Below are 23,807 nucleotides of genomic sequence, written 5' to 3'. Positions count from 1 at the left end.
TTCTGCCTACGCCTGAAGGGCGGCGCCGAGCAGCAGCAGGCCCATCAGCATCACGAACACCGCGCCGAGGATCTCGATGCCGTTGCCGACCCAGGCAGCGGTCGGTGAGCCGTGGCCGGCAAAACGCAAGGCGACGCTCTTGGCGGTGACGGCGAGCGTCGCCAGCGTCGAAACGGTGATCGCCGTGCCGACCGACATGGCCAGCACCGACAGAACGCCGCCGAGATAAAGCCCGTTCAGCAACGAAAAGGTCATCACCAGCAGCGCGCCGGAGCACGGCCGCAAGCCGACGGCGACGATCGCCGACCAGGCTTCCCGGACATTAAAACGTTCGGCGCGCAGCATTTCCGGGTCCGGCGCATGGGCGTGACCGCAGGTCTCGCACACCACGCCCGCGGCATGGTGGTGGTCGTGATGGCCGTGATGATGGTGGTGATCGTGAGCGTGGCCGTGATGGGCGGTGCGGAGGCTGGCCGCTTCCGGCGGTTCCACGGCAAACATTGTGTTGCCGACGCCGGCAAGTTGCAGCTTCGGTTGCGGCATGGGCAGCCGCAGCGAGCGGATCTTCCGAAACAGCAGCCAGGCGCCAAAAAGCGCGATCATCGCGAAGCTGGCGATTTCGAGCGCCTGGGTCGCCTGCGTCATCGACACCGATGAACCGCGCAGCACAAGATAGGCAGCGCCGACCAGCAGGATGGCGACAAGGCCCTGCATGAAGGCCGACAGGAAGGAAATTATGACGCCGCGCTTCAGTTCCGTCTCGTTGGCGATCATGTAGGAGGAGATCACCGCCTTGCCGTGACCGGGGCCGGCGGCGTGGAACACGCCGTAAGCAAAGGACAGGCCGATCAGCGCGCCGAGCTGCCAGGGATCTTCCCGCATCGCCTTCAGGGCGCCGGTCAGGGCGCGATAAAAAGCCTGCTGGTAGCCGTTCACCCAGGCGAACAGGCCGGCAAAGGGGCCGGAGACCGGGATGCCCGGTTCGGCGCTGCCGATGCCGAGCGGCGATTGCGCATGGGCGAGATCGAGGCCGGCTGCCGCCGCAAATAGCGTGGCGGCGCAGAGGATCCAGAGATTGCGGCGGTTCAGCATGTCAGTTCCAATCTCGTCGCGAAGAGTTTCGACATATTGGTCCCGGTGGGATCGCTAAAGAAGGCGTCGGTCAACGTCGACTGGTTGTCGGCCAGCACCTGGTCGGGGTCGGGACGGACGACGGCGCGCTTGCAGGCCTTCATGCCGTCGCCGACGGTTGCCATGTCCTCGTCGCTGTTGAAGTCGATGGAGGTGTAGAAGGTCGGGTCGTAGACGCCGAAGGCAAGCTTGCCCTTGAGCGGCATCGGTTCGCTCGGCTTGACCGAGAAGAACATCAGCAACTGCCCGTCCTTGTAGTCGACGTTGATGGCATCGGGCTTGGCGACGGGGATGGTTTTGCCGTTTTCGCTGACCGACATGTAATAATTGAAGTCGGCAAGCGAATCGCGAACCGTCTTGCCCACTTCGGCCAGTTCGTCCGGATCGAGCTTCAGGTTGGTGTTCTTGTCGAAATCCATCAGCACGCTGGAGGAAAATATCTCGTCGAATCGCCAGACATTGCGCAATTCCGTGATCATGCCGCTATCGTCGGAGACAACTTCCAGCCGCGCCTCGGCGAAGATATGCGGATGGGCCGTGGCCTGGCCGGCGAGAAGCGCGAGCGGAGCGGCGATGATCATGGAAAGTCGTTTCATGCGGTGGCCATGGCTTTGCAAATCGTTGGGGTCTTTTCGGGCTAAACTTGGACGGAATTTCGGCGCCTTGGCCGCGACTCGATGTCAGTCCCTTTTACGGAACCAGTTTGACAGGAAATCGACGAAGGTCCGAACTTTTGCCGGCAAGTAGCGGCGGTGCGGATAGACGGCATAGATGCCGCGGTCGGCCGGCAGGTATTCGTCGAACAGGCTGACCATCTCGCCGGAGTCGATAACGGCACGGGCGACGAAGTCCGGCACGGCGGCGACGCCGAGCCCGGCGCGGGCCGCCCGCAACGTCGCCAGCGGGCTGTTCACCTCGATCGGCCCGGTGACGGGAACGGAAAACGCCGAGCCGTCACGCTCGACGAAGCGGATGTTGTTGTGCGAGCGGGTGTTGGTATCGATGATGAAGGGGACGCCGGAGAGATCGTTGGGGTGGTTCAGCGGTCCGTGTTTTTCGATGAATTCCGGCGTGGCGCAGACATAGATGCGGAAATCGGCAAGCTTGCGGGCAATCATGCCGGAATCTTCCAGCTTGGTGATGCGGATCGCCACGTCGAAACCTTCCTCGATCAGATCGACGAAGCGGTCTTCCGAAAGGATTTCCAGCGACAGGTCCGGATGGGCCTTGGCGAAATCGATCAAGGAGTGGCCGATATCGTCGTCCATATAGGTGCGCGGCGCCGAAATGCGCAGCCGCCCCTTGAGGTCGGCATTGTTCTCGCGCACGAGGTCGGCGAGGTTGTCGATTTCCTTGAGGATGTCGGAGGCGGTGCGGTAATAGGTGTGGCCGGCCTCGGTCAGCGAGAACTGCCGGGTGGTGCGGTTGAGCAGCAGCGCACCGAGCTCGTCTTCCAGTTCCCGCACATATTTCGACAGCAGCGCCTTCGATCGGCCCATCTTGCGCGCCGCGGCGGAAAAGCCTTCCGCCTCGACGACATCGATGAAGGCGCGGATGCGGGTCAGGGTGTCCATACGAGTCCTCCGATTGGTTAAGGAATAGTGAACAGGAGCGCTGCTTCGTTCAATAAAAAATCTGCCTGCAGCTTAAAAAAATTCTTGATTATGTCGGCGAATATTCTTATCTCCGTTTCAGCCCAAAGTCGCACGTGCCCGTGGGTGTCCGCCGATCCTCGATGTGGTGAGGAAATCGGTAAGGTACCTGGAATTAACCCCTCCAGTCGCTATTCCGGCCAACCGGGAAATGCGAGGACATCTAAAGCAACGACGGTGCGGGCCTTTCTGGTGTCTTCCGGCTTTCCAACAGCCGGGGTTACTGAAGAGGCACACCTTCATTGCCGGAAGTGCGGTTGGGATTCCCCCTCCAATCCATGGCAGACAAAACCGAACTATGCCGTTCCTGCGGCGTTGGTTCATTATCTGCGCTATCCAGCGCTTGCAAAGGTTCCGGGGTCTCCACCGGCTGGTTCCTATGCGGGGCGTTGGCTGCATTTTGTCCTCTGGCCGAGCGCCGGAGCTTGAGAACTTGTAGGGGAATACGACCATGACCACTGCACGCATCCGCGATTTCATCAACACCCGCCGTCCGGAAGGTCCCTGCCTCGTGGTTGACCTCGACGTCGTGCGCGACAATTTCCAGGCTTTCCGTCACGCCATGCCGGACAGCGCGATCTACTACGCCGTCAAGGCAAACCCGGCCCCGGAAATCCTGTCGCTGCTCGCCGCCCACGGCTCGAGCTTCGATTGCGCGTCCGTCGCCGAAATCCAGATGGCGCTCGACGCCGGTGCGACTGCCGACCGGATCTCGTTCGGCAACACCATCAAGAAGGAACGCGACGTTGCCCGCGCGCATGCGCTCGGCGTCGATCTCTTTGCCGTCGACAGCCATGAGGAAGTCGAGAAGATTTCCCGTGCCGCGCCGGGTGCAAAGGTATTCTGCCGCGTCCTGACCGATGGCGAAGGCGCCGAATGGCCGCTGTCGCGCAAGTTCGGCTGCGTGCCGCAGATGGCCGTCGACGTTCTCGTCTACGCACATCAGCTCGGTCTGGAGTCCTACGGCGTTTCCTTCCATGTCGGCTCGCAGATGACGAAGCTCGACGCCTGGGATGCAGCGCTTGCCGACGCAAAGCGTGTCTTCGGCTCGCTTGCCAAGCAGGGCATCCACCTGAAGATGGTCAACATGGGCGGTGGTTTCCCGACCAAGTACCTGCGCGACGTGCCGTCTGCTGAAGCTTACGGCAAGGCGATCTTCGCTGCGCTGCGCAAGCACTTCGGCAACAACCTCCCGAAGACGATCATCGAGCCGGGCCGCGGCATGGTCGGCAATGCCGGCGTGATCAAGGCGGAAGTCGTGCTGATCTCCAAGAAGTCGGACAACGACGATGCGCGCTGGGTCTTCCTCGACATCGGCAAGTTCGGCGGTCTCGCCGAAACGATGGACGAAGCCATCCGTTATCCGATCCGCACCGAGCGCGACGGCGACGCGATGGAGCCCTGCATCATTGCCGGCCCGACCTGCGATTCGGCCGACGTGCTGTACGAAAAGAACCTCTACCCGCTGCCGATCTCCCTTTCGATCGGCGACGAGGTCCTGATCGAAGGCACCGGCGCCTACACGACGACCTACTCGGCCGTCGCCTTCAACGGCTTCGAGCCGCTCAAGGCCTATGTGATCTAAGCATCCCCGGCAGCGACCGCACGAACTTCGGGCGGCAGGCTGTCCTTCGCCGCTCCGCTGATGCCGGGGCGGTTCCACTTATGATGTCCGATGTCCGCTTGTGGCGGCACTTTTTGTTGCAGGAGGCCAAGATGGCCGCTGTTATCGATTCCGTGCGCGCATTTTTTGCGCAGTCCACTTTCACGATCGACCTGGAAAATGCAGGCGATGTCGTTGCGCGCGAAAACCTGCTGGATCGCGCCATGGGCGCCGACCGCCGCAAGAAGTCGTCGGAAAAGATCCGTCGCGGCCGCGTGCCGGCGGAAGGCCTGGCGCTGGTTGCCCGCAATGCCGCCGGCCGGCTGATCGGCACGGTGCGCCTGTGGAACATCGAAGCCGGCGTCAATGCCGAAGGTCGTCCGGTCGATGCGCTGCTGCTCGGCCCGCTGGCGGTCGATTCCGATTACGAGGGCAAAGGGATCGGCTCGGCGCTGATGCGTGCGGCCATTGCCGAAGCCAAGAAGCGCGATCATGGCGCCATCCTTCTGGTCGGGGATGCGCCCTATTACGAACGTTTCGGCTTCTTCGCTGCGAAGACCCGGCATCTCGTGATGCCCGGCCCCTTCGACCGGCAGCGGTTTCTGGCGCTGGAACTGAAGGAAGGCTGGCTCGAAGGGGCCGTCGGCCTTCTGGTGGCAAGCGGCCGGAAGCTCGGCAAGGCGATGATGCGGCGGGCAGCCTGATAGCGGATGCAATCGGGCGCGGCGGGTTCTTCGGAACCCGCCGTTTTTCGTTTGCGGCTGTCAAAACTGTCCGAAGAGCCGCAGTGCGACCTCATGCCCCTGAAAATTCAGGCTGCGGTCGGCTTCGTCGCGGCGGATATGGGCGTATTCGAGCGCGAAGCCCGGACCTTTGGCCGGCGTGAAGGCAAGCTTGCCCGTCCAGCGCTGCGTCCTGGTGTCATAGAGATAATAATAATAGTCGTTCTTCGCCAATTCGTAGCCGACCGTCGCCTTGACCGTTTCCGTGATCGGCGCGGAGACCGCCACGGAGCGGGTGCGGACCCATTCGGCCACGGCATCGTCGAGATCGTCGATGACGACGTTCTGCCGATAGCCGGCGGCCAGCGTCAGGCCCTTGTCGGATTTCCATTCCGCCTGGACGCGCAAATAGGGCTCGACCGGCACCTTGCCGGTGCCGAGCCTGTCGGAGAAGAGCGCCTGGGCGCCGGCATCCGCCAAGAAGGTGAAGCTGCTGCCAATGCTTCGCCCAAAGGCCAGCGAACCGCGCAGCGACCGGGCGGGGTAACGGATGAAACGCTGCTGCTCGTCCTGCGGAACGAAGGTCTGGGCATATTCCGCATATGCGCCGGCCTCGCCGCCGAACAGCGGCCGGACGTGATTGGCCGCCAGCACCATCTGCCCGACATCGGCTTCGAGGCGCGACGGCAAAAGCAGGTCGATGTTGAAATGTGCCCTGCCTTTGTAGACGCGTCCGTATTTGCCGGACACACTGGTCGTGCCGCCCAGCATGGCCGCACGCATCTCGCCGCCGCCCTGGACTCCGTAATCGGTCTCGCGATAGCCGATGACCTGCTGCGGCAGCACCAGGAAGACATCGCCGGTGGCGCTGCGGGTCACCGCCGCTTCGAGTTTCAGCGCCACGCTTTCCAAGAGCTGTCTCTGATAGCCGAGTTTGAGCGCCGTTTCGTGGCTGTTGCCAAATGTATAGGTCTTCACCACTCGCTCCGTCTGCGAAAGCTCGTAGCTGAGCGCTGAACCATCAAGGTCGAGGCTGCCGCGAAGCGACAGCGTCGCTTCGGAAAACGCCCCCGAAAGCCGGTTGGGATCCTGAAAGAGGTTGGAACTGTAGCCCTGCCTGAAAGAAAATTCGACGGGTGGCCGGGCGTCTGCCGGCGTGACGATTGCGATGGAAGCAAGCCAGAAGGCTATAATCAGGGATTGCTTCATGAATTTATTCCCGCAAAAATTTTATTAGGAAATTGTTATATTAAGATGGTTAACAAAGCTTGTAAGGATTGTCCCGCGAGCTTTCGTACAGCCTGAGATTGAGTCGTTAGCGCTTTGGCGGGCCTGAGGATCAATTTTAATAAAACTGCAGATGTTATTGTTAACAGTTCATTATAACATTAGCATATACTTGATTATCTCGATGCAAAACATATCCTCCTGGTTGTGCACATATGATGCACTTAACCACAGGAGGAATTGATATGATGAAACTCAAGTTCGCTGCCATTGCTGCTGCCATCGTCGTTGCAGGTGTTTCCCAGGCATCTGCCGGAGGTCTTTCGCTCAACGTTCTCAACGGCAACGGCGTCAAGACCGGCAGCATCGTCGTGGCACCGAGCGTCGGCATCGGCAACGGCAGCAACATCCTCAGCGGCAATGGCGTACTCAACAACACGCTGCAGGGCGGCCTCAACGGCATCCTGAACAACAACACCACCAACCTCCTCGGTATCCTGTCGGGCGGTGACGGCGGCCGCAAGCCGCGTCACCACTAACCTCCCGAGCCGGCAGGAGAGCCGACGGCAACCGGCTCTCCTGTCCCGACCGTGCCCGGCAGGCGGCGGCGGATGCCGATTCCCCGCGGCATCCGCCGCTCTCGTTTTACCGGGTGTCAGGCACGCCGGGTGAGCAGGACGGTGAAGAGAAGCAGCGCGGCTCCCGTCCCGAGCGGCATGGCGTGTGGCGAAAGGGCTTCCATGACGAAGCCCGACGATACGGAGCCCAGGCCGCTGCCGGCGGCATAAGCGAGCGCAAAGGCGGCGCTTCCGGCGATCAGCAGTCCACCCGAGAAGCCGGCACCGAGAAGGGTAAGCGCGCAGGTGTAGAGCGCGAAGCTCGCCGCGCCCAGGACGCCGAAAACGACGAGAATGAGCGTTTCCGATTCTACGACGGGAATGACGAGGTAGCTGAGAGCTGCAGCCAGGCAGGCGCCGACTGCAACCTTGTAGCGTGATACCTTGTCCAGCAGCATGCCGACGAAAGGCTGGGCGACCGCCGTCGGCAAGGCGAGGATGCTGACGCTGAAGGCGGCGAAGGCTTCGCTATGGCCGGTGCGGGTGAAATAGACCGGCATGCCTGATATGGCGGTGATGTCGCCGAAGCCGAAGGCGAAGACCATCAGGATCAGCAGGGGTGCAGCGGAAAAAAACCGCAGGATGCCGCCGGGAGGTGCCTGTTCCGGCTGTGTCCGGGCAAAACGGCAGATGACCAGCGTCGAAACGGCGACGAAGGCGAGGTAACCCGCCAGGGCGTAAAAAGCCAGCCCGTTTGCGCCGCCGAAAATCGGAATGAACAACGGGCCGGCGGCAAAGCCGGCACACATGCCCGCGCCGTATAGTCCGGAGATCCGGCCGCGCAGGTGATCCGGGCAGGCGGCACTCAGCCAAGCTTCGCTCAGGATGAAGACAAGGCTGACAAAAATGCCGAGCAGGAAACGGGCCAGGAACCAGACGGGGATCGATCCCGACCAGGCGAAGGTCAGAAGGCAGGCGGCGCAGCCAAACAGGCTGAAGATGATCAGGCGGTCGCCCCGGATAAATGCGCCGAGGCGGCCGATCAGCAGCGTTGCGACAGCCTGGCCGATGGCGAAAGTGCCGGCATTGAGGCCGTTGATACTGGACGGCACATGGCGGCTTTCCAGGAGAAGCGAGATCAGCGGATAGGTCAGCCCCTGCGCGACGGAAAAGGCGGTCACGGACAGGATGACGGCAAGAATGGCCGGCCAGTCGGGTGAAAACCCGTCCGCGGCCTGCGCGCCGCCGATCGTCACGGACATCTTGCTCCACCCCGTCATTGTACGACCGCCATGGCCGGCCTTTTTCTTTCGTCTTTAACCGACCTTGGCGACAATACCAACAAGCGCGTCGCTGATTCGGAGACCGTGCGGCCGGGAGATGTTTGTCCCGCTCTTGAAATTTTTTGGAACCGGCTGGGCTGCCGGTACGTTAACGGCAATCAAACTGTGTTCTTCGATCGGGTAAACGGGTTCAGTCTATATATGCAGAGTTCGCCGCGGCGCTTTCAACTCAGGGAGCGTACATCAAAATCCCATGCCAGGGTCGATTCCCTGGTTGGGTCTCTCAGTTCCCTTGCGGATTACCGGCGCTACCTGGATGGCATGCAGGCCTTCAGGCTACCGCTGGAAGCGATGCTGCTGAGCGCGCCTTTGCCCGCCATTCTTTCCCCCTGGTGCCCGAGAAGCATCGGCGCGGAATTGCTGACCGATCTCGCGGATCTGCATGTGCCCATACGGCGTCATGCCACGGCCGGTGCCGAGCGCGATATCTCCCGGCTGTGCGGGATCGGCTACGTTGTCGAAGGCTCCGCCCTCGGGGCGAAGGTGCTTTACCGCCGGGCGCAGGCGCTCGGCTTCGATTCCCGGTTCGGCGCACGGCATCTGGCGCGGCAATCGGAGGATGTCGGAAGCTGGCGTGTGTTCCTTGCCGTCCTCGAAGACCTTGATGAGTTCGACATCGACACCGCAGCCTCGGCTGCCAACGCGACCTTCGCGGCCGCCGAGCATGCCTTTGCGGGACTTCAGATCGATGCAGCCTGACGTCAAGGTCGACCTGACCAATTGCGACCGTGAGCCGATCCATATTCCAGGCAGCATCCAGCCGCATGGCTGCCTGCTGGCCTGCGACAACAGCGTGGCGACTGTGCTGCGCCATTCCGAGAATGCCGCGGCGATGTTGGGTTTCCATGGTCAGCTCAACGGCGCAGTCGTCGAGCGGATCCTCGGCCCGAAGAACGTCCATGACCTGCGCAATGCGATGGGCGCCGTGAAAACGCCGGAGCGGCCGGCGCTGCTGTTCAGCATGGCGCTGCCGCACGGCGGCACGTTCGATGTCTCTGTCCATCGCTTCAAATCGACCGTTATCATCGAATTCGAGCCCTGTGACCCCGATGCCGGTCAGTTGTTGACGCTCGCCCGCGAAATGATCGGGCGGATCAGCGACGTGCCGGATATGGAGCAACTGTTGAGCGTGGCGGCGCGCCTGACGCGCGGCATGCTCGGCTACGACCGGGTGATGATCTATCGTTTCATGCATGACGGAGCCGGCCAGGTCGTCAGCGAGGCGAAACGCAGCGACCTCGAAAGTTTTTCCGGCCAGTATTTTCCGGCAAGCGACATTCCGCAGCAGGCGCGGGCGCTTTACCTGCGCAATACCATTCGCATCATCTCGGATGTCAATTTCGAGCGTATCGCCGTGGTTCCCGAGCGTGATGCATCGGGCGAACCGCTCGATCTTTCCTTTGCGCATCTGCGCAGCGTTTCCCCCATTCACTGCGAATATCTGCGCAACATGGGCGTCTCCGCCTCGATGTCGATTTCAATTATCGTGGATGGCGCCCTGTGGGGGCTGATCGCCTGCCATCATTACGCACCGCGCCGGTTGCCGATGGCGGTTCGCGTCGCTGCCGAAATGTTCGGCGAGTTCTTTTCGCTCAATCTCAATGTCCTGCAGCAGAAACGCAAACTGGATACGGCGCAGCATGCCCGCCGGGCGCTCGATCGTTTCCTGCAACTGGCGTCCCATCATGCCGAGATCGACGATCTGCTGCGCGAACACCTTCGCGATATCGCCGCTATCCTGCCCTGCGACGGCATCGGCCTGTGGATGAACGGAAACTGGAGCGGATTTGGCCATACGCCGCCGCCGGCTTCCATCCCGGCTCTGGCGCGCTTCTCCGGTTCGGTTGCGGAAGGGCGCATCTGGGCGACGCATGCGCTGACGCAACGCCTGCCGGATGCCGAAACTTATCATGCCGACGTCTCCGGCCTGCTGGTCGTGCCGCTGTCGCAGATCCCGCGCGACTATCTGTTCTTTTTCCGCAAGGAAATGGTGCAGACGCTGAACTGGGCCGGCAATCCGGAAAAATCCTATGAAAGCGGCCCGCTCGGCGACCGTCTGACGCCGCGCAAGAGTTTTGCGATCTGGAAAGAACAGGTCCACATGCAGGCGCATCCCTGGAGCGATGCCGACCGCGATATCGCCGAGGCCATCCGCTCCGCCCTTGTGGAGATCGTGCTGCGCCACAACGAATTGCTGACCGAGGAACGCAGCAAGGCGGACGTTCGCCAGCGCATGTTGAACGAGGAACTCAATCACCGCGTCAAGAACATCCTGGCGGTGATCAAGTCGCTGGTCGGCCATCCGGTCCAGGAAAAGCGCGGCATCAAGGATTATGTCGTTTCTCTCAAGGGCCGTATCCAGGCGCTGGCTTTCGCCCACGACCAGGTGGTTCGCGGCGATGGCGGCGGCGCGCTGGTCGATCTGCTCAACGCGGAGCTTCTCCCCTACCGCAACCAGTCGGGGATCATTGCCCTCGACGGCCCGGCGGTCTGGCTCGACGCGCGAGCATTTTCGGTGATGGCGCTGGTGCTGCACGAGCTGTCGACCAATGCGGCCAAATACGGTGCGTTGTCGATCCGCGGCGGGCGGCTGGACGTGACCTGGCGGATGACCTCGGTTCGCGACTGCGAACTGCATTGGCGCGAAAGCGGCGGTCCGCCGGTGTCCCCTCCGGCGCGTCAGGGGTTCGGCACCGTGCTGGTCGACCGCAGCGTGCCCTACGATCTCGGCGGTCGCAGCGAAGTGGTCTATGCGCCGGAAGGTCTGCAGGCGCGTTTCCTGCTGCCGGCCAAACACGCATCCGAAGTGGCGGCGAAAACCCCGCCCGACACTGGTGCAAGCGATGCATCGGTGCCCGGAACGCCGCATTCGCGGCTTGCCGGCCAGACGGTGCTGCTTGTTGAGGACCAGATGCTGATCGCCATGGATGTCGAGGCGATGCTGATCGCTGCCGGTTTCGCCTATGTCGCGACGACCGGATCGGCGGCGGACGCCTTGACCCGGCTGGACAAGCTCGTGCCGGACGTTGCCGTTCTCGACGTCAATCTCGGCACCGGCACATCGCTGCCGGTTGCGGAGGAATTGCGCCGGCGCGGCATTCCTTTCGTCTTCGCCACCGGTTACGGCGAAAGCACGTTGATCCCGGCCAGCCTGGCCGGCATACCGATCATCCGCAAGCCTTATGATGCGGAGGCTCTTTTGCCGTCGCTGGCTGGCCTGCTGGAGAACGCCGACCTGGCGCAGCAGGAGGAGTAATACCTCCTGCTACATTCTCGACGGTGATCAGGCGCTGATATCGACGACGCCGCAATCACCGGCTTCGGAGGCGAAGGCCAAAAGCTTGCCGTTGCCGCTCCAGCCCATAGAGGTGATGGCGCCCTTGCCGGGGCGGCGCAGCAGGGCCTCCTTGCCGTCGGCCAGCCGGGCGCCGAGGATCATGCCGTCGACGAAGCCGATCGCCAGGATTTCTTCGGCCGGATGGAAGGCGACGCTGGTGACCATGATGTTGGCGCGGGTGCCGAGTTCCTGCGGCGCCTTGCCCATGGGGCCGTCCTTGCTGGAAAACGGCCAGACGATGGCGGCCGGTGCGCCTGAGGAGGCCAGCCACTTGCCCTTCGGCGACCAGGACAGCGACTTCACCTTGGCGGGATAGCCGGTCATGCGCATGTGGCGCGTCTCGGAGCCCGGCTTGACGTCGAGCTTCCAGCCGTGCAGGGCGCTTTCCTGCATGGTGGTGACGACGAAGCGGTTGTCGGGGGAGAAGGTGACGGAGGTATGCGCGCCTTTCCATTCGAGTTCCACCGGCTGGCCGGGCGTCGCCACCCAGTGCAGCGAGACGCCGTTGTAGCGCGCCGCGGCAATGCGCAGTCCCTTCGGGGCGAAGGCGATGCCTTCCACCGTGCGGCTTTCGGCAAATTCTTTCGTACTGCCATCCGCCAGCACCACGACGGTGCTCTTGCCGTGGGCGTAAGCCACGGCGTTCTGCGGCCCGGCGGCAAGCTGGGTGATCCACTTGCGCGGCGCTTCGGCGATGATGGTGATGCTGCCATCGGCGGCGATGCGCAGGACCTTGCCGTCTTCGCCGCCGGACAGCAGGCTTTGGCTGTGAGGATCGCGGATGCAGATCAGCAGGCCCTCATGGGCTTCGGTGACCTTCTCGCCGCCGTCGAGGCGGTGGATCGTGCCGTTGGCGTTGGCGAAGAACGGCGTGTCGCCGATGAAGGCAGCGGTGACGATGTGGCCGGTCAGGTCGAGAGGGGCGACGGTGGGCATCAGGCCTTGCCCTCGATGGTCCGCTTGTCCCAGGCGAAAACTAAGGTCTCGTTGATGTCGATCACGCGCATGTCGTCCCCATGTTCATAGCAGAACCAGCGGTCCCAATTGTCCTTCAGCCAGCCGAGATCCAGCGCCCGCGTGCCCTTGAGAAGCGAAGGCAGCGGCAGAAGCGCATAGATCAGTCCCGCCTTGTAGCCGGAGATTACCAGAAGGCCCAGACCGCATTCCGCGTCATTCGGTTCGTAGACGATCAAATCCACAGGCGGAGAGCCCGGGCCGAGGTCGTAATTCTCCGGCAGACGCAGAATGTCGCCGACCCACAGGGCCTCCGCCGCGGTTTCCGTCAGACGGACCATCGCCTCAGGCGGTCGCCTCGCAGGCGTGGAAGCTGCGTTCCAGCTTTTCCCGGTCGAGGTTGCGGCCGATGAAGACGAGGCGGCTTTCGCGCTTTTCGCCGTCTTTCCAGGCCCGCTGGTGGTCGCCTTCGATGATCATGTGCACGCCTTGGACGACATAGCGTTCCTCGTCGCCCTTGAAGGCGATGATGCCCTTGAGGCGCAGGATGTTGGGGCCATCCGTCTGGGTGATCTTCTGGATCCACGGGAAGAAGCGGTCAGGGTTCATCTCGCCGCCGCGCAGCGAAACCGACTGCACCGTCACGTCATGGATCGGCGAGGGGGCATGGTGGTGATGGTCGTGGTCGTGATGATCATGGTGATGATGGTCATGACCATGATCGTGGTGATGATGATGGTGATCGTGGCCGCAGTCCGGGCCGCAGACATGGTCGTGATCATGGTGATCGTGATCGAGGAAATGCGGATCGTTTTCCAGGGCGCGCTCGAGGTTGAAGGCCCCCTGGTCGAGCACGCGGGCGAGATCGACGCCGGAACGGCTCGTCTTGTAGATGCGGGCCGAAGGATTGATGGCGCGGACGACATCCTCGATGCGGGCGATCTCTTCCGGCGAGACGAGGTCGGTCTTGTTGATGACGACGACGTCGGCGAAGGCGATCTGGTCTTCCGCCTCGCGGCTGTCTTTCAGCCGCAGCGGCAGGTGCTTGGCATCGACGAGGGCGACGACGGCATCGAGTTCGGTCTTGGCGCGGACATCGTCATCCATGAAGAAGGTCTGGGCGACGGGAACCGGATCGGCCAGGCCGGTGGTCTCGACAATGATGCCGTCGAAGCGGCCGGGGCGGCGCATCAGGCCCTCGACGACACGGATCAGGTCGCCGCGCACGGTGCAGCAGACGCAGCCGTTGTTCATTTCGTAGATTTCTTCGTCCGACTCGACGATCAGGTCGTTGTCGATGCCGATCTCGCCGAATTCGTTGACGATGACCGCGTATTTCTTGCCGTGGTTTTCGGAGAGGATGCGGTTGAGCAACGTCGTCTTGCCGGCGCCGAGATAGCCGGTGAGGACGGTAACGGGAATGGGCTTGGCGGTGGCGGTTTCGGTCATGGGAGCCTCGAATGGGAGCTTGGGCCTTGTGGGCGTCGCCTTCCATATAAGGACGAGCGCCAGCCAGTTCAAAGCCTTTGTTGCGTTATGCGATACCGTTTCGCGGGAGGCCGCTGCGGGCAGGGATATTATGTCAATATATAGGCATCGAATGCATGCACGTCCCGCAACAATTCGATGATGCCCTTCACCGCATAGGCAACCAGTTCCTCACCCCGCGCGGCGGTGGCGTTTGCGGCGTTGCCGGCGACGCCGTCAGGGTTGAGATCGGACATCTTCCAGCCGAAGGCGTGCGGGCCGTAGGCGCGCAGGTGGTGGAAATTCCGTACAAACTCCGTCTGCCGGGACGGGAAGGCGGCGGCTTTCGACATGTCGACACGGTCGGGATGAAGTGCCAGCATCACCGAGGTTTCGATGTCGCCGCCGTGGATGTCGATTGCCTTGTCTTCGGCCGAGATCCAGCCGTCGGGTTGGCCGAAGCGGGTCCAGCTGGTTGCCACCGCCAGCATGCCGAAGCGCACCCGCGCCTCCGTGGCGACGATGGTCATCAGCGGCGCGTTGCCGCCATGGGCGTTCAGCATCACGAATTTGCGGATGCCCTGGCGGTGCAGCCCCTCGGCGATGCCGAGCCAGCGATGGACGGCTTCGTCGAAGGCCAGCGTGCGTGTGCCGGCGACGTCCATGTGTTCCATCGAATATCCGACCGGCTCCACCGGCAGGAAGGTCGCGGGCAGGCCGGCGGGCAGCGTTTCGGCGACGCGGGCGGCGATACCGGCGGCGATGAGGCTGTCGGTTTCGAACGGCAGATGCGGCCCGTGCTGCTCGTGGGCGCCGAGCGGCAGGACGGCGATCCAGTCCTTGCGCGCCTTCGGTTTCAGCTTCGGATCGTTGTCTGCAAAGTTCGGCATCGGCTGCTGCATCTGGCGAATATCTCTGTCTTTCTATAAGGATGGACCAGGGAAACATAACGTGGGTTTTGAACCGCGAAAAGGAAGGCCGGAAGGCATGGGCAAGAAGAAAGACGCCAAGAAGCACAAATCCGGCAGGAAAAAAGATCATCCGGACGTCGGCGCGGCGGATCTGGCACAGGCCATCACCCAGGCGGCGCGCTCCATGCGCACCACCTTGTCGCGCAATCTTCTCGAAGGCGGGCTTTATGCCGGCCAGGACGGGGTGATCGTGGCGCTGACGGAAGCGGACGGCCTGACCGCCGGCGCTTTGGCGCAACGCCTCGGCGTCAAGGCACCGACCATGACGCGCACCATCGGCCGCATGGAGGTTCAGGGGTTCGTCGAGCGCCGCCCCGACGAAACGGACCAGCGCCTGACCAAGGTCTATCTCACCGAGAACGGCCGGAGCAGCACCGAACTCATCGCCCGTGCCGTGGCGGCGTGCGACGCGCTTGCCCTCAAGGGTTTTTCCGACAAGGAGGTCCGAACGCTGGTCCGGCTGCTCCGAACGTTGGATGCCAACCTGCAGGGCGAAGAAATCGCTGCCGAGGATGAGGAGGAGTAGCCGTTTTATGACGCTTTTTTGAAAGCAGGCGATTGCGGAGAGGGGCTAAACCGTTTAATTAAAATTTTTAATTCGGCGGATAGAGATGTTGCCGGTTGAGCGCGCGTGAGGCGGGGGAGGAACGGTGGCTCAAAAGATCAAACTGTCGACCATTGCGGAAACGCTGGGGATCTCCACCGCAACCGTATCCCTTGCCTTACGCGACAGCCCGCTGGTGGCGACCACCACCCGCGACCGGATCAAGGAACAGGCGCGCGCCCTCGGCTATATCTACAATCGCCGCGCCGCCAGCCTGCGCACCTCGCGCTCCGGCATCATCGGCGTCGTCGTGCACGACATCATGAACCCGTTCTACGGCGAAATCCTCAAGGCGATCGAAAGCGAGCTGGACCGCAGCCAGCATACCTTCATCCTGTCCAACCACTACGATTCGGTGGAGAAGCAGCGCAGCTTCGTCGAGACGCTTTTGCAGCTCGGCGGCGACGGCGTGATCATGTCGCCGGCCATCGGCACGCCCATCGAGGACATGAAGCTGGCCGAGGACAACGGCATGCCGGCCATCCTCGTCGCCCGCTCGATGGAGGGCGTCGACATGCCCACCTATCGCGGCGACGACAGCTACGGCATTTCGCTTGCCACCAATCACCTGATCAGCCTCGGCCATCGCACCATCGCGATGATCGGCGGCACCGACCAGACGTCGACCGGGCGCGACCGTTACCAGGGATATGTCAATGCGCTCCGCAAGGCCGGCATGGAGGTCGATCCCGACCTGCGCATTCCGGGGCCGCGCTCGAAACAGGGCGGTTTCGAGGCCGCCGTGCATTTCCTGTCCCTGCCGCAGAAACCGACGGCCGCCGTCTGCTGGAACGATCTCGTCGCCATCGGCCTGATGAACGGCATCGCCCGCGCCGGCCTCGTACCCGGCCGGGATATTTCGGTGACCGGTTACGACGATCTGGAGGAGGCGGCGATCGCCACGCCGGCGCTGACCACCGTCTGGAATGGCCAGGCCGAGGTTGGGCGGCTCGCGGCGCGGGCGCTGCTCGACAAGCTCATCGGCAGCCATGAGCCGGACGGTATCCACCTCATCAAGCCGGAGATGCGCATCCGCCAGTCCACCGGTCCCATCAGCAATCGCCTGTAAGGCATGTCTGCCTCTCGCCAAGGCGCGGGCATGCTCCATATCATTTGTTTCCCGCAATTCCGCAAACAGACCGTCTTGTTTTACCGCCGGAATCGCTCCTGCCATCCTGGATAGATCCCATGCCGCAATCCGATATCGCCATCCTCATCCCCGGCCAGATCAACCGTCGGGTCACCGAGCGCCTGGAAGCGCGCTACACGGTGATTCCCGTCGAGCGCGGAGCCACCTTGCCGCTGGATGCGGCAACGGCTGCCACCGTTCGCGGGGCGGCGGTGTCCGGCAGCTTTCCGACGGGCTGGTTCGATGCGCTGCCCAACCTGGAAATCATCGGCAATTTCGGTGTCGGTTATGACGGCGTCGACGTGCGCGCCGCTGCGGAGAGAAAGATCGTCGTCACCAATACGCCGGATGTCCTCAATGATGAGGTGGCCGATACCACCATCGGCCTGCTGCTCAACACGCTGCGCCGTCTGCCGCAGGCGGAAAACTACCTCAGGGCCGGACGCTGGGTGGCGGAGGGGGCGTTCCCCCTGTCGCCGTTGTCGTTGCGCAGCCGGCATGTCGGGCTTTTCGGCCTCGGCCGCATCGGCCTCGAAATCGCCCGCCGGCTCGAAGCCTTCAAGGTCAAGGTGAGCTACCATACCCGCACGCCGCGCACCGACGTCGCCTATGACCATTTCGCCTCGCTGGCCGCGCTGGCGGAGGCGGTCGATACGCTGATCTGCATCGTCCCGAAGACGGTGGAGACGCACAAGGCGGTCGATGCCGCTATTTTCCGGGCGCTCGGCGCCAATGGCGTCTTCATCAATGTCGGCCGCGGCTGGAGCGTCGACGAGGAGGCGCTGGCCGCAGCGCTTGCGGACAAGACCATTGCCGCCGCCGGGCTCGATGTCTTTTATGACGAGCCGAATGTGCCGGAAGCCCTGCTCGGCTTCGACAATGTCAGCCTGCTGCCGCATGTCGCCTCGGCATCGGTGCCGACGCGGCAGGCGATGGCGGATCTGGTGGCCGACAACATCCTCGACTGGTTCGACAAGGGTGCGGCGCGCACGCCGGTGCCGGAGACGCCGTTCCGGAGCGGCTGAAGCCGGCCCTTGCCGCAAGGAGGCCGGGGCCCGCACGGTTTTCCCGTCAATTGGAGCGTTGCAATCGCGTCTGTCGGTCTGTATCCTTGTGATCATGTAAGCGAGGACGGCCTCCCCCTTCATCGGGTTAAGTCCGCCCGGGACGGCCCGGGCATTCTGGAGGAAAAATGCGTTCCGTTCCTGATCGTATCCGTCACGCCGTCAGCTTTGAAATCCTGGGCCTGCTGGCCGTGACGCCGCTGGGTGCCCTGGTGTTCAACATGCCGATGCATGACATCGGCGTCGTGAGCCTCGTCAGCGCCACCATCGCGACCGGCTGGAATTTTGCCTATAACTACATGTTCGATTGGGTGCTGCAGCGGACCGCCGGTACGACCGCGAAAAGCGGCCTGGTGCGCGTTTATCATGCCGTCCTGTTCGAGGTGGGCCTGCTGACGGTGCTGATGCCGTTCATCGCCTGGTATCTCGGCGTTTCGCTCTGGCAGGCACTGGTGATGGACGTCTCGTTCTCGCTTTTCTACATGCTGTACGCCTTCGTCTTCAACTGGGCCTATGATCACATCTTTCCGCTGCCCGAGTGGAAGATACAATCTTCTGAAGTGCAATGACCACTCATCACGATACGTCCGTCGGCGGCTCCGGCAGTCTTTCCGATGGCTCTTCCAGCCGCTGGCCGTTGTTCCGCTGGTTTGCGTCCTCCGCGACGCTGAACGTGCCGCAGGCGGCTGGTCCGGTGGCGTTCTCGCTGCTGGCGCTTGGCCTGACCGGCGAAACCAATGGCGGCGCGGCGATGATCCTGGCGATGACGCTGGCCCAGGTGGCCGGCGCCATTCCGTTGACGCGGTTCGGCAAGACCCTGCCCTCGGCAACGATGCTGAAGCTGCTGGTGGCGTTCCGCACCCTGGCGCTGGGCGCAATCGTGGTCTGCGCCGCCTATCAAGTTGCCTTTCCGTGGCTCATCCTGCTCGCGGCCGTCGCAGGCTCGGTCAATGGAGCCGCCTTCGGTTACCTGCGTTCCGTTCTTAACCAGCTTGCGCCGGCATCGAAGTTGCCGCGGGCGCTGGGGATCGCGGCGACGCTCAACGAGGCGACCTTCGTTCTGGCCCCGGTGGCAGCCTCGGGCCTGGGCACGATCTCGCCCGTCTTTGCGCTTCTAGCCATCACGCTTCTGGGCGCCCTGCCGGCATTTCTCGTTCCTCATGTGCGTTCGGCGCATATGGAGGACCTGCCCCATGCCAAAGGCTCGATCCTCAGCCCGGCAATCCTGCTGTGGCTCATCTGTGCCGCTGCAGGCGGCGCCGCCGTCGCAGCCATCGAGATCGGCGCGGTGGCGCTGGCCTTGAACTTCGGTTATGCGCCGGCCCTGGCAATCCTGTTCACGGTTCCCTTGTGTCTGGCCTCGGTCAGCGGCGGCATATGGGTCAGCGTGCGTAACCGCATGGCAACACGCAACGCCGTGCTGGCGCAGCTCTCGGTCATGACGATCGGGTCGGTGATGGCCGCGCTCAATCATTCGATCGGTCTCACCGTTGCCGGCGCCGTGCTGATCGGCTTCGTGCTCGCACCCCTGGCGACCCACTATTCGCTCAGCCTCGACGCGCTGGCGCCGCCGCAGAGGCGACCGGAAGTCTTCGCATTGTTGCGTACGGCCAATGCGCTGGGCGTCATCTCCGCAAGCGCATTGCTGACCGTCGCGTCCCTGCCGGTGGCCTTGGTGGCGATCATGGCCATGATGATCACAGTGACGCTGGCGGTCGCCATCACTCGGCCATCATGACGCATTAATAAACCATTTAGCAAGTTTCACGCGGCATCCTGTCACCAGTCCCAGTGATTCCAGGAGACGGCAGATGAGGATTTTCACAGTTGCGGCAGCGGCCGTCATGGTCGGCGCCATCAGCTGGGTGCTCTTGCCCCAGACCTCCCCGCATGTCGATCCGATCGTTTCGGGTTCCATCCATCGCGATGCGCCGCAGCGGTTTTCGGTCACGAGCAATGCCGGCCAGAGCGCATGCATGGCCGAGCGCGGCGAACCCGTCTCGCGCCGCAGCCGCGAATTCAACGCGCCTGCGGATTGCAATGCCGTCTGGCCGGGTCTGGCGTCGGCGAAAACCTGGACGGAAAACGAGGACGGCACCGTCATCCTGGCCGATGCCAGCGGCGAAGCCGTGCTGATGATCGTGGCGGGCGACGGCCCCGGTTACGAGGCCATCGAACCGGCCGAAGCCGACATCGCCCTGCGCACCGCCGATTGAGCCGGCGCCGCCTTCTCGGCGGCATAGGCCCGCACCGCATCGCCGAATGCCTCGAACAGCTTGCGCGACGGCTGGTCCGTCTCGGCCCAGTATTCCGGATGCCACTGCACGCCGATGGCAAAACCCTTGGCGTCGATCACCGAAACCGCTTCGACGGTGCCGTCTTCGGCGATGGCTTCCACCTGCAGCCGCGGCGCAGTCTTCGAGATCGCCTGCCGGTGCAGCGAGTTGACCTGAACCGAGCCGGTGCCGATGTAGCGCGCGATGCAGGACCCTTCCTTGATGTGCACGTCCTGGCGGATGGCGTAAGCCGCTTCCCGCGGCACGCCGTCGGGCTTGCGGTGGTCCCACATGCCCGGCATGTCCTGGATCTCGGTGGCCAGCGTGCCGCCCAGCGCGACGTTCAGTTCCTGGATACCGCGGCAGATGGCGAGCAACGGAATGCCGCGTTCGAGCGCCCGGCGGATCAGCGGCAGCGACGTCGCGTCACGCGCGGGATCGAACGGTCCGTCGCTTTCGCGCACTTCCGCGCCGTAGAGTGCCGGATGGACGTTGGTGGCGGAGCCCGAAACGAGCAGTCCGTCGACACGGTCGAGCAGGGCATCGGGATCGTTGCCGGTTTCGAGCGCCGGCACGATCATCGCCATGACGCCGGACACCTTGTGGATTGCCCGGATGTATTGCGTCTGGACCGCGTGCCAGGTCGTGCTGTCGAACTCCCTGATGTCGGCGGGAACGGCCACGAAAGGCTTGGACATGGAAACTCCGTTCGAAAATGAAATATCTGATCCGTTGTGAGAAACCAGAAATGGGGGCAAGTCAACGGATTTTCACCCTCTTTCGCAATGGTCTTGCCGGAAAATTGTGGCGGGGCCGCAGCCGGCCGGCGTTCTTGTGCTCCATTGTCGCGAAATGGCCTCAAACGGCGTCGATTCACGCCGTCCGTGCGCCAAAAGAATAACAGTTTCAACGCTTGAAACCGGCAGGGCAACATGTTTAGCTCCTGCCATTGCTGCGTGTCTTCAGAGGAAAAAGGGCAGGCGGCGCCACAAGAGGGAGGCATGTTTATGGATCGTCGTTCATTCATCAAAAAGGCGGGTGTCGCGGGCGCCGGTGCTGCTGCGGCATCGGTCTTGGCAGCACCTGCAATCGCCCAGGAAAACCCGAAGATCACCTGGCGCCTGACGTCATCGTTCCCGAAGAGCCTGGATACGATCTTCGGTGGCGCTGTCGATATCGCCAAGCATGTTTCGGATGCCACGAGCGGCAATTTCACGATCCATCCATTTGCGGCCGGCGAAATCGTCCCGGGCCTGCAGGCGGCCGACGCCGTCAGCGAAGGCTCGGTGGAAATGTGCCATACGTGCTCCTATTATTACGTCGGCAAGGACCCGACCTTCGCGATCGGCACGGCCATTCCCTTCGGTCTCAATGCGCGCCTGACGAACTCCTGGTACTACGAAGGCAACGGCAATACGCTGATGAACGAGTTTTACGCCGGGCATAATCTCTACGGCATGATCTCGGGCAACACCGGTGCCCAGATGGGCGGCTGGTTCCGCAAGGAGATCAACACCGTCGAGGACCTCAAGGGCCTGAAGATGCGTATCGCCGGCCTCGCCGGCAAGGTCGTCGAGAAGCTCGGCGTCATCCCGCAGCAGATCGCCGGCGGCGACATCTACCCGGCGCTGGAAAAGGGCACTATCGACGCCGCCGAATGGGTTGGCCCTTATGACGACCACAAGCTCGGCTTCAACAAGGTGGCGAAATATTACTACTACCCGGCCTTCTGGGAAGGCGGTCCGGTCATCCACTCCTTCGTCAACCTCGCCAAGTGGAATGCCCTGCCGAAGAATTACCAGACGGTGCTTATCGACGCCTGCGCCTTTGCCAACACCAGCATGATGGCGAAATACGACCAGAAGAACCCGCTGGCCGTCAAGCAGCTGGTTGCCGAAGGCACGGTGCTGCGGCCGTTCAGCCAGGAGATCCTTGAGGCCGCCTATGGCGCGGCCCAGAGCGTCTATGCCGAAATCACCGCCGGCAACGCCGCCTTCAAGAAGATCTATGACGATCAGGTCGCCTTCAAGAAGGAAGGTTACCTCTGGATGCAGCTGTCGGAATACACCTTCGATACCTTCATGATGATCCAGCAGCGCGCCGGCAAGCTCTGATCGGGATTCTGCGCCTCCCATTGCTGCACAATGCAAGACCCCGGATCGATGATCCGGGGTCTTTTGATAAGCGAAGAGCGGTCCTTACTGGATGATCGGCGGCTGGCTGAGATCGACCTTCGGCTTCTGTTCCGGTTTCTGCTCGCCGCCGGCCGGTTGTTCGCCGGGCAGGCCGTCCAGCGCCGGCAGGCTGAGGCCCGGCAGCTGTGTGTTGCCCTTGTCGTCGGAGCCGATCGGCGGCAGGCCGAAATTCGGCATCTGGTCGCCGGTGTTCTCGCCGAAGCCCGGCACGATGATGTTGATCGAGTTCGGATCGACCTGCGGCCCCTTGTCCAGCCAATGCGTCACCGATTGCGGCCAGAAGATCACCACGGCCACCAGGATCAGCTGCATCACCAGCCAGGGCAGGGCGCCCATGTAGATGTCCGTCGTCTTCACCTCCCGCGGCGCGATGGAGCGCAGGTAGAAGAGCGCGAAGCCGAATGGCGGGTGCATGAAGCTGGTCTGCATGTTGATGCAGATCAGCACGCCGAACCAGATGAGATCGATGCCGAGCGCCTGCGCCACCGGTGCCAGCATCGGGATGACGATGAAGGCGATTTCGAAGAAATCCAGGAAGAAGGCGAGGATGAAGATGAAGATGTTGACGAAGATCAGGAAGCCGATCGGGCCGCCCGGCAGGCCGGTCAGCAAGTGTTCGATCCACAAGGAGCCATCCATGCCCTGGAAGACCAGGCTGAAGCACGTGGAGCCGATGAGGATGAACACCACCATCGAGGTGATGTGCATCGTCGAGCTCATGCCCTGGCGGATCAGCGGCCAGGTCAGGCGGCGGTGCATGGCGGCGAGCGCCATGGCGCCGACGACGCCGAGCGCGCCGGCTTCCGTCGGCGTGGCAAGCCCCATGAAGATCGTGCCGAGCACCAGGAAGATCAGCACGATCGACGGGATCATGCCGGCCAGCACCTTGAAAAGCAGCTTCATGTCCAGCTCGCCGCGCACCTCCGGCGGCAGCGGCGGCATGTCCTTCGGCCGGACGATCGACAGAATCAGGATGAAAACGAGAAAGATCGCCACCTGCAGCAGCGACGGGCCGATGGCGCCGAGATACATGTCGCCGACCGAACGGCCGAGCTGGTCGGCCAGGACGACGAGCACCAGCGACGGCGGGATGAGCTGGGTGATCGTTCCCGAGGCGGCGATGACGCCGGTCGCCAGTCGCTGGTTGTAGCCGTAACGCAGCATGATCGGCAGCGAGATCACGCCCATGGTGATGACCGAGGCGGCCACCGTGCCGGTGATGGCGCCGAGGATGGCGCCGACGACGATGACGGCATAAGCGAGGCCGCCGGGGATGGCGCCGAACAGCTTGCCGGTTCCTTCGAGCAGGTCCTCGGCCAGGCCGCAGCGTTCGAGGATCGCGCCCATGAAGGTGAAGAAGGGGATGGCCAGCAGCAGGTCGTTGGAGACGATACCGAAGAAGCGATGCGGCAGCGCCTGCAGGAAGACCGGGTCGAAATGTCCGGTCAGGATGCCGATGACGCCGAAAAACAGGCCGACGGCTGCCAGCGAGAAAGCCACCGGGAAGCCGTAAAGCATGAAGAGGATCATGCCCACGAACATCAGGGGCGGCATAATTCCGTAGGTAAACAAGGG

The 23,807-nt window shown here is 62.8% G+C and carries 23 protein-coding genes; 12 read left to right on the top strand and 11 right to left on the bottom strand.

Annotation, left to right across the window (positions count from 1 at the left end):
- Positions 1 to 6: 6 nt before the first annotated feature.
- From DEM27_RS07150 to DEM27_RS07140, 3 genes are all read right to left on the bottom strand, one after another.
- A complete protein-coding gene (locus tag DEM27_RS07150) occupies positions 7 to 1,092 on the bottom strand; it encodes a nickel/cobalt transporter (RefSeq protein WP_109457503.1) in 1,086 nt (361 codons plus the stop codon).
- Positions 1,086 to 1,727: a DUF1007 family protein gene (locus DEM27_RS07145; RefSeq protein ID WP_109457502.1), complete on the bottom strand. Its 642-nt coding sequence runs from the start codon at positions 1,725 to 1,727 to the stop codon at positions 1,086 to 1,088. Before DEM27_RS07145 ends, DEM27_RS07150 begins: the two co-directional genes overlap by 7 nt.
- 84 nt (positions 1,728 to 1,811) lie before the next feature.
- Positions 1,812 to 2,705, bottom strand: coding sequence for a LysR family transcriptional regulator (locus DEM27_RS07140; protein ID WP_109457501.1), 894 nt, complete (start codon positions 2,703 to 2,705; stop codon positions 1,812 to 1,814).
- A gap of 529 nt (positions 2,706 to 3,234) precedes the next feature.
- Between DEM27_RS07140 and odc2 the strand changes: the two genes are divergently transcribed.
- Together odc2 and DEM27_RS07130 are read left to right on the top strand one after the other, a co-directional pair.
- Entirely contained in the window at positions 3,235 to 4,368 is a 1,134-nt protein-coding gene (odc2, locus tag DEM27_RS07135) for an ornithine/lysine decarboxylase (RefSeq protein WP_109457500.1), read from the top strand.
- Between the two features lie 131 nt (positions 4,369 to 4,499).
- The gene (locus tag DEM27_RS07130; RefSeq protein WP_109457710.1) at positions 4,500 to 5,090 is read left to right on the top strand and encodes a GNAT family N-acetyltransferase; all 591 of its coding nucleotides are present in this window, start codon (positions 4,500 to 4,502) and stop codon (positions 5,088 to 5,090) included.
- Positions 5,091 to 5,150: 60 nt separating this feature from the next.
- Here DEM27_RS07130 and DEM27_RS07125 read toward each other — a convergent pair whose 3' ends face one another.
- Positions 5,151 to 6,317 (bottom strand): hypothetical protein, encoded by a 1,167-nt coding sequence (locus DEM27_RS07125; protein ID WP_109457499.1) that lies wholly within the window; start codon positions 6,315 to 6,317, stop codon positions 5,151 to 5,153.
- A gap of 263 nt (positions 6,318 to 6,580) precedes the next feature.
- Between DEM27_RS07125 and DEM27_RS07120 the strand changes: the two genes are divergently transcribed.
- Complete coding sequence (locus DEM27_RS07120; RefSeq protein ID WP_245445692.1) at positions 6,581 to 6,874, top strand: hypothetical protein; 294 nt, start codon at positions 6,581 to 6,583, stop codon at positions 6,872 to 6,874.
- Positions 6,875 to 6,990: 116 nt separating this feature from the next.
- On the opposite strand, the gene DEM27_RS07115 is transcribed toward DEM27_RS07120, so the two are convergent.
- Entirely contained in the window at positions 6,991 to 8,154 is a 1,164-nt protein-coding gene (locus DEM27_RS07115) for an MFS transporter (RefSeq protein ID WP_109457498.1), read from the bottom strand.
- Positions 8,155 to 8,184: 30 nt separating this feature from the next.
- Between DEM27_RS07115 and DEM27_RS33515 the strand changes: the two genes are divergently transcribed.
- Entirely contained in the window at positions 8,185 to 8,934 is a 750-nt protein-coding gene (locus DEM27_RS33515) for a biliverdin-producing heme oxygenase (RefSeq protein ID WP_128755459.1), read from the top strand.
- Entirely contained in the window at positions 8,924 to 11,491 is a 2,568-nt protein-coding gene (locus DEM27_RS07105) for an HWE histidine kinase domain-containing protein (protein WP_109457496.1), read from the top strand. Before DEM27_RS33515 ends, DEM27_RS07105 begins: the two co-directional genes overlap by 11 nt.
- A 27-nt stretch (positions 11,492 to 11,518) precedes the next feature.
- Here the strand turns inward: DEM27_RS07105 and DEM27_RS07100 are convergent, their stop codons facing one another.
- The 4 genes from DEM27_RS07100 to DEM27_RS07085 form a co-directional block, all read right to left on the bottom strand.
- Positions 11,519 to 12,508, bottom strand: coding sequence for a WD40 repeat domain-containing protein (locus DEM27_RS07100; protein WP_109457495.1), 990 nt, complete (start codon positions 12,506 to 12,508; stop codon positions 11,519 to 11,521).
- Positions 12,508 to 12,867, bottom strand: a complete 360-nt coding sequence (gene imm45 / locus DEM27_RS07095) for an Imm45 family immunity protein (protein ID WP_109457494.1) — start codon at positions 12,865 to 12,867, stop codon at positions 12,508 to 12,510. The genes DEM27_RS07100 and imm45 overlap by 1 nt, the downstream gene beginning before the upstream one ends.
- Positions 12,868 to 12,871: 4 nt before the next feature.
- Positions 12,872 to 13,975, bottom strand: coding sequence for a CobW family GTP-binding protein (locus DEM27_RS07090; protein ID WP_109457493.1), 1,104 nt, complete (start codon positions 13,973 to 13,975; stop codon positions 12,872 to 12,874).
- Between the two features lie 128 nt (positions 13,976 to 14,103).
- Positions 14,104 to 14,895 (bottom strand): creatininase family protein, encoded by a 792-nt coding sequence (locus DEM27_RS07085; RefSeq protein WP_109457492.1) that lies wholly within the window; start codon positions 14,893 to 14,895, stop codon positions 14,104 to 14,106.
- 85 nt (positions 14,896 to 14,980) lie between these two features.
- Between DEM27_RS07085 and DEM27_RS07080 the strand changes: the two genes are divergently transcribed.
- The 6 genes from DEM27_RS07080 (at position 14,981) to DEM27_RS07055 (ending at position 19,977) form a co-directional block, all read left to right on the top strand.
- Entirely contained in the window at positions 14,981 to 15,490 is a 510-nt protein-coding gene (locus DEM27_RS07080; RefSeq protein WP_109457491.1) for a MarR family winged helix-turn-helix transcriptional regulator, read from the top strand.
- A 124-nt stretch (positions 15,491 to 15,614) separates the two neighbouring features.
- Positions 15,615 to 16,637, top strand: a complete 1,023-nt coding sequence (locus DEM27_RS07075; RefSeq protein ID WP_109457490.1) for a LacI family DNA-binding transcriptional regulator — start codon at positions 15,615 to 15,617, stop codon at positions 16,635 to 16,637.
- Between the two features lie 119 nt (positions 16,638 to 16,756).
- Complete coding sequence (locus DEM27_RS07070) at positions 16,757 to 17,722, top strand: 2-hydroxyacid dehydrogenase (RefSeq protein ID WP_109457489.1); 966 nt, start codon at positions 16,757 to 16,759, stop codon at positions 17,720 to 17,722.
- A gap of 167 nt (positions 17,723 to 17,889) precedes the next feature.
- Positions 17,890 to 18,330: a PACE efflux transporter gene (locus tag DEM27_RS07065; protein ID WP_109457488.1), complete on the top strand. Its 441-nt coding sequence runs from the start codon at positions 17,890 to 17,892 to the stop codon at positions 18,328 to 18,330.
- Positions 18,327 to 19,499 (top strand): MFS transporter, encoded by a 1,173-nt coding sequence (locus DEM27_RS07060; RefSeq protein ID WP_109457487.1) that lies wholly within the window; start codon positions 18,327 to 18,329, stop codon positions 19,497 to 19,499. The genes DEM27_RS07065 and DEM27_RS07060 overlap by 4 nt, the downstream gene beginning before the upstream one ends.
- A gap of 73 nt (positions 19,500 to 19,572) precedes the next feature.
- Positions 19,573 to 19,977 (top strand): hypothetical protein, encoded by a 405-nt coding sequence (locus DEM27_RS07055; protein ID WP_109457486.1) that lies wholly within the window; start codon positions 19,573 to 19,575, stop codon positions 19,975 to 19,977.
- Here the strand turns inward: DEM27_RS07055 and DEM27_RS07050 are convergent.
- Positions 19,923 to 20,735, bottom strand: a complete 813-nt coding sequence (locus DEM27_RS07050; RefSeq protein WP_109457485.1) for a gamma-glutamyl-gamma-aminobutyrate hydrolase family protein — start codon at positions 20,733 to 20,735, stop codon at positions 19,923 to 19,925. The two genes, DEM27_RS07055 and DEM27_RS07050, sit on opposite strands and share 55 nt — an antisense overlap.
- A gap of 309 nt (positions 20,736 to 21,044) precedes the next feature.
- Between DEM27_RS07050 and DEM27_RS07045 the strand changes: the two genes are divergently transcribed.
- Complete coding sequence (locus DEM27_RS07045) at positions 21,045 to 22,151, top strand: TRAP transporter substrate-binding protein (RefSeq protein WP_109457484.1); 1,107 nt, start codon at positions 21,045 to 21,047, stop codon at positions 22,149 to 22,151.
- A gap of 84 nt (positions 22,152 to 22,235) precedes the next feature.
- Here the strand turns inward: DEM27_RS07045 and DEM27_RS07040 are convergent, their stop codons facing one another.
- Positions 22,236 to 23,804: a TRAP transporter large permease gene (locus tag DEM27_RS07040; protein WP_109457483.1), complete on the bottom strand. Its 1,569-nt coding sequence runs from the start codon at positions 23,802 to 23,804 to the stop codon at positions 22,236 to 22,238.
- Positions 23,805 to 23,807 lie beyond the last annotated feature (3 nt).

Origin of the sequence: Rhizobium album (genome assembly GCF_003122325.1) — a bacterium.
Taxonomy (GTDB): Bacteria; Pseudomonadota; Alphaproteobacteria; order Rhizobiales; family Rhizobiaceae; genus Metarhizobium; species Metarhizobium album.
The sequence above is the reverse complement of the archived record's forward strand: the minus strand, read 5'-3'. Positions and strand labels throughout refer to the sequence as shown.

Bases quoted from the DNA above. Each gene is read 5' to 3' on its own strand.
- DEM27_RS07150 (WP_109457503.1), bottom strand. From the start codon at position 1,092: ATGCTGAACCGCCGCAATCTCTGGATCCTCTGCGCCGCCACGCTATTT.
- DEM27_RS07145 (WP_109457502.1), bottom strand. From the start codon at position 1,727: ATGAAACGACTTTCCATGATCATCGCCGCTCCGCTCGCGCTTCTCGCC.
- DEM27_RS07140 (WP_109457501.1), bottom strand. From the start codon at position 2,705: ATGGACACCCTGACCCGCATCCGCGCCTTCATCGATGTCGTCGAGGCG.
- odc2 (WP_109457500.1), top strand. From the start codon at position 3,235: ATGACCACTGCACGCATCCGCGATTTCATCAACACCCGCCGTCCGGAA.
- DEM27_RS07130 (WP_109457710.1), top strand. From the start codon at position 4,500: ATGGCCGCTGTTATCGATTCCGTGCGCGCATTTTTTGCGCAGTCCACT.
- DEM27_RS07125 (WP_109457499.1), bottom strand. From the start codon at position 6,317: ATGAAGCAATCCCTGATTATAGCCTTCTGGCTTGCTTCCATCGCAATC.
- DEM27_RS07120 (WP_245445692.1), top strand. From the start codon at position 6,581: ATGATGAAACTCAAGTTCGCTGCCATTGCTGCTGCCATCGTCGTTGCA.
- DEM27_RS07115 (WP_109457498.1), bottom strand. From the start codon at position 8,154: ATGTCCGTGACGATCGGCGGCGCGCAGGCCGCGGACGGGTTTTCACCC.
- DEM27_RS33515 (WP_128755459.1), top strand. From the start codon at position 8,185: ATGGCCGGCCTTTTTCTTTCGTCTTTAACCGACCTTGGCGACAATACC.
- DEM27_RS07105 (WP_109457496.1), top strand. From the start codon at position 8,924: ATGCAGCCTGACGTCAAGGTCGACCTGACCAATTGCGACCGTGAGCCG.
- DEM27_RS07100 (WP_109457495.1), bottom strand. From the start codon at position 12,508: ATGCCCACCGTCGCCCCTCTCGACCTGACCGGCCACATCGTCACCGCT.
- imm45 (WP_109457494.1), bottom strand. From the start codon at position 12,867: ATGGTCCGTCTGACGGAAACCGCGGCGGAGGCCCTGTGGGTCGGCGAC.
- DEM27_RS07090 (WP_109457493.1), bottom strand. From the start codon at position 13,975: ATGACCGAAACCGCCACCGCCAAGCCCATTCCCGTTACCGTCCTCACC.
- DEM27_RS07085 (WP_109457492.1), bottom strand. From the start codon at position 14,895: ATGCAGCAGCCGATGCCGAACTTTGCAGACAACGATCCGAAGCTGAAA.
- DEM27_RS07080 (WP_109457491.1), top strand. From the start codon at position 14,981: ATGGGCAAGAAGAAAGACGCCAAGAAGCACAAATCCGGCAGGAAAAAA.
- DEM27_RS07070 (WP_109457489.1), top strand. From the start codon at position 16,757: ATGCCGCAATCCGATATCGCCATCCTCATCCCCGGCCAGATCAACCGT.
- DEM27_RS07065 (WP_109457488.1), top strand. From the start codon at position 17,890: ATGCGTTCCGTTCCTGATCGTATCCGTCACGCCGTCAGCTTTGAAATC.
- DEM27_RS07060 (WP_109457487.1), top strand. From the start codon at position 18,327: ATGACCACTCATCACGATACGTCCGTCGGCGGCTCCGGCAGTCTTTCC.
- DEM27_RS07055 (WP_109457486.1), top strand. From the start codon at position 19,573: ATGAGGATTTTCACAGTTGCGGCAGCGGCCGTCATGGTCGGCGCCATC.
- DEM27_RS07050 (WP_109457485.1), bottom strand. From the start codon at position 20,735: ATGTCCAAGCCTTTCGTGGCCGTTCCCGCCGACATCAGGGAGTTCGAC.
- DEM27_RS07045 (WP_109457484.1), top strand. From the start codon at position 21,045: ATGGATCGTCGTTCATTCATCAAAAAGGCGGGTGTCGCGGGCGCCGGT.